General features: G+C 39.4%; 3 protein-coding genes and 1 pseudogene. All 4 read left to right on the top strand.

Annotated elements, in window-relative coordinates:
* Positions 1-510: pseudogene (locus tag GMD4S_RS13510) on the top strand (glycosyltransferase family 2 protein); the annotation flags it as partial.
* Positions 511-548: 38 nt separating this feature from the next.
* Positions 549-1,709, top strand: coding sequence for a hypothetical protein (locus tag GMD4S_RS07260; protein WP_000915514.1), 1,161 nt, complete (start codon positions 549-551; stop codon positions 1,707-1,709).
* Positions 1,706-3,118 (top strand): flippase, encoded by a 1,413-nt coding sequence (locus GMD4S_RS07255; protein WP_000866221.1) that lies wholly within the window; start codon positions 1,706-1,708, stop codon positions 3,116-3,118. Before GMD4S_RS07260 ends, GMD4S_RS07255 begins: the two co-directional genes overlap by 4 nt.
* A 9-nt stretch (positions 3,119-3,127) precedes the next feature.
* Positions 3,128-4,152 (top strand): UDP-galactopyranose mutase (glf, locus tag GMD4S_RS07250; protein ID WP_000272504.1); only part of this gene is annotated, 1,025 nt, incomplete at its 3' end.

The following is a 4,152-nucleotide window of genomic DNA, read 5'->3' as shown; positions in this document are numbered from 1 at the left end:
GGAGACCTTGTAACGGTCTCTGCTTGTGGGAAACTCTATCGGAAAGAACTTCTTGAGAAAGCTCCCTTCCCCAAGGGGCGCATCTACGAAGACCTCTATGTTATCAGTGAGCATCTCAACCAAGTCCAATCCGTGGCCTTGTACCATCTTCCGATTTACCATTATTACCATAGACCTGGTAGCATTACTGCCTCGGCTTTCACGCCAAAACAATACGAGTTTTACGAAGCAATCGATCATTTAAAAGAGGTTGTGAATGCAACCTATCCTGAGAGTTCAGAACTCCAAGAAGCCATCATTTCACGCTTCTTTACAGGAAGTCTTCTGATTTTTACGATGATTAAGGATGGGGATTCGGTAGAATTCAAGAGACTTCAGGAGAAAACCAGGCCTTATTTGCCACTTGTCTTGAAGAATGCTAGAGTTAGCAAGAAACGTAGGATCCTCTATGTTTTAATTACTAAGTATCCGCGGCTCTATTATCAATTTAAAAAGTTAAAAAAATCCTAAGTAAGAGTTAGGGATGAAAGAAGAAAAGGAAAAAGAAAATGTTAAAGTTAGAACGTGATAAATTGCTAATTGCAGCAGTTTTAATAGTGGTTGTCTCCATAGATATGATCAATACGTCTATGTTAGCTCCTGTTTTACCTAATATTCCTAATGTAGTTCCTTTTTTTGCGGTCCTGTTACTTGCTATGCGATTTGCTTATATTCATCACTACTCTATAAGCTATCTCATCTTTGCACCAATTCTTCTTTTTGCTGGGGGCATGGTTTACTATAAGACTGGGAACCTTAATGCATTGATGTATATGTTTCTGCTTGTCTTTCTTTACAAGGCTGAGATGGAAAGTGTACTTAAAATATACTCTGTTGTAGCCTTGTTTTTTATTGTATTGATAGTGCTCTTGGCCGTGATTGGTGCTATTCCAAACTTGCAATTTGTCCAATCACGATCTGCGGGAGTCGTTGTTCGAAATTCATTTGGCTTTATTTATCCAACTGATTTTGCTTCTCACTGTTTTTATCTATATACAGCTATATCGTATATCTTTAGAAAGAAATTCATTATTTTACGGACTGCCTTAGGATTTGGTCTGGCTTATTTCATTATTCGATATTGCGATGCGAGGCTTAATGCCGCTTCTATTACTGTAATGGCGCTCATTTTTCTGTACTTTTATTTCCGAAATGATAAACAGCGACGGCTTTTTGCTTTACTTCCTTTATCGGCTGGTATAGCGTCTTCAGTAATGATTTATCTCTCTTCTAAATTTACCTGGTCTCATCCAATGTATGTGGCTCTAAACAATTTTTTTAGTATGAGATTACACCTAGGACATGAGGCACTAAAAAAATATGCAGTGCAGTGGTTTGGGATTCGGGGCATATCATTTATCGGTTATGGGGGGCGTACAGAATCCGTTTTGAGCTACGACTATGTAGACTCTTCCTACGTTCAGATGCTCTTTACCTATGGGATGATTCCAGTTCTCTTATTGGTCGTGTTATACATAGTTAGGTCTTGGTCATTTTATCGCAAAAAGAATTATTTGCTATTGACGGCCTTATCCTTAATAGCAGTCAACTGTATGTTTGAGGCCTTCTGGGTTCGCCCGTCTTATAATATTTTTATGTTTACTCTATTTGCAACCTTGCCAGTTATTGAATTTGAATCGAAGAAATCTACAACGAGGAACTCCTTGTGAAAGTATTAAAAAATTATTTATATAATCTTTCTTATCAGCTGTTAGTAATCGTTTTACCAGTCATTACTACACCCTATATTACTCGGGTTTTCTCATCCAATGACTTAGGTTCCTATGGGTACTACAACTCAATAGTAACTTACTTTATACTCTTAGCGACACTTGGGGTGGCCAATTATGGGACCAAGGAGATTTCAGGACATCGAAACAATGTTCAGAAAACCTTCTGGGGCATTTACAGTTTACAAGTCCTTTCAACCTGTTTAGCGGTTACGCTTTATATAGTTATCTGCTTGCTTGTGCCGTCGATGAACAATCCAATTGCCTATATACTTGGCTTTAGTTTGCTGTCTCGTGGTTTTGATATTTCTTGGCTTTTTCAAGGGTTAGAAGATTTCAAAAAAATCACAGCTCGTAACACAATGGTCAAACTTCTAGGTGTTGTTTCGATATTCCTATTTGTTAAGAAACCATCCGACTTGTACTTGTATATCATCCTCTTGGTTGCCTATGATCTACTAGGTCAGTTGAGTATGTGGCTTCCTGCTCGGGAGCACATTCGCAAGCCGCATCTGGATATAGCCTATGCCAAAGAGCATATCAAACCAGTCATTCTCTTGTTTCTGCCACAGATTGCCATTTCACTCTACATCACGCTAGATCGCACCATGTTGGGTGCCTTGTCTTCGACCAAGGATGTCGGGATCTATGATCAAGCCTTGAAATTATTGAATATTTTGTTGACCTTGGTAACGTCGCTTGGTAGTGTTATGTTGCCTCGGGTCTCCAATCTCCTCTCATCAGGTAACCAAAAGGCGGTTAACAAGTTACATGAAATGTCTTTCTTAGTGTATAACTTGGTTATCTTCCCGATGATTGCGGGGATTTTGATTGTTAACAAAGATTTTGTTAATTTTTTCCTGGGGCAAGACTTCCAAGATGCTCGCTATGCGATTGCCATCATGGCCTTTAGAATGTTCTTTATTGGCTGGACCAATATCATGGGAATTCAAATCTTGATTCCTCACAATAAGAATCGTGAATTTATGCTGTCAACAACTATTCCAGCTATTTTCAGTGTAGGCTTGAATCTCCTTTTAATCCCGCCTCTGGGCTATATTGGGGCGTCGATCGTATCTGTTGCGACAGAAGGTTTAGTTTGGCTGATCCAACTCTATTTTACACGTTCGTACCTAAAAGAGGTCAAGATCCTTCCATCTATGCTAAAAATATTTTTAGCTGCTCTCTTGATGTACGGCGCTTTGTATTCTGTACAAGCTTTCATGCACTTCTCGTCTGTTGTGAATGTCTTGATCTATTCTCTGCTTGGCTTCCTAGTCTACGGTGGCTTGGTTTTGGTCTTACGTGTCTTGGATTTTCAAGAACTAAAAAGTGTCTTAAAGAAATAAGGAGATTTTATGTACGATTATTTGATTGTCGGTGCTGGCTTGTCAGGTGCAATCTTTGCCCACGAAGCTAACAAACGTGGCAAGAAAGTGAAGGTGATTGATAAACGAGAACACATTGGTGGGAATATCTATTGCCAATCTGTTGAAGGAATCAATGTCCACAAGTATGGGGCTCATATCTTCCATACATCCAATAAAAAGGTCTGGGATTATGTCAATCAGTTTGCGGAGTTTAACAATTACATCAATTCTCCTATTGCCAACTATCAAGGACATCTTTACAATCTGCCTTTTAACATGAACACTTTCTATGCTTTGTGGGGGACAAAGACACCCCAAGAAGTCAAGGACAAGATTACTGAGCAGACGACACACATGCAAGATGTTGAGCCTAAAAACTTAGAGGAACAAGCCATTAAGTTGATTGGTACGGATGTTTATGAAAAGCTAATCAAGGGCTACACCGAAAAGCAATGGGGACGTTCTGCTACTGAACTACCACCCTTTATCATCAAGCGTTTACCAGTTCGATTGACTTATGACAATAATTATTTCAACGACCGTTACCAAGGGATTCCAATTGGTGGTTACAATGTCATCATCGAAAAGTTGTTGGAAGGAATCGAAGTAGAGCTTAATACAGATTTCTTTGCTGATCGGGAGAACTTGGAGGCTTCAGCAACTAAGATTGTCTTCACAGGGATGATTGATCAGTTCTTTGACTATAAATTTGGTGAACTTGAGTATCGCAGTCTCCGTTTTGAGCATGAGATTTTGGACCAAGAAAATCATCAAGGAAATGCCGTAGTCAACTATACTGAACGTGATATTCCCTATACGCGAATCATCGAACACAAACATTTTGAGTTTGGGACTCAAGCCAAGACCGTTATTACTCGTGAATATCCAGCAGATTGGAAAAGAGGAGATGAACCTTACTATCCAATCAATGATGCCAAAAACAATGCAATTTATGAGCAGTATCTAGCGGAAGCTGAGAAAAATGGGCGCGTTATCTTCTGTGGTCGCTTGGC

This window comes from Streptococcus sp. GMD4S (assembly GCF_000296955.1).
Note: the sequence above shows the minus strand (reverse complement) of the source record. Positions and strands in the feature narration are given on the sequence as shown.